Consider the following 291-nt stretch of genomic DNA (forward strand, 5'->3'; position numbering starts at 1 on the left):
GGGCAGTAGGGATAATCAGACATATTTAATCCAATCCCCCCTAATATATGTACCTTTTTTACTTGAATTTTTTCATTAACTAAAAGATCTCGCTTATCATCCGCATTAAGCAAGATTAGACTTTCAATGTGTCTGAAACTCACTTTGTAAAGCGAAACCAATATTTTTTTTAGTAATTTAGTTCGTAATGAAACCTGTCCTCCAGAATTGGTAAAGAAAAAACCAAGACCTTCAAGCATCGCATATCGTTTTTGTATTCTTGCGAACTTTGCTGCTAAAGTACCAAAAATG

The 291-nt window shown here is 33.7% G+C and carries 1 pseudogene; it reads right to left on the minus strand.

Features of this window, described 5'->3' with window-relative positions:
• Positions 1 to 291, minus strand: a pseudogene (locus tag RTW80_RS28715) (glycosyltransferase family 1 protein); the annotation flags it as partial.

The sequence above is a fragment of the Escherichia sp. AM3 genome (assembly GCF_032029835.1).
Classification (GTDB): Bacteria; Pseudomonadota; Gammaproteobacteria; order Enterobacterales; family Enterobacteriaceae; genus Escherichia; species Escherichia coli.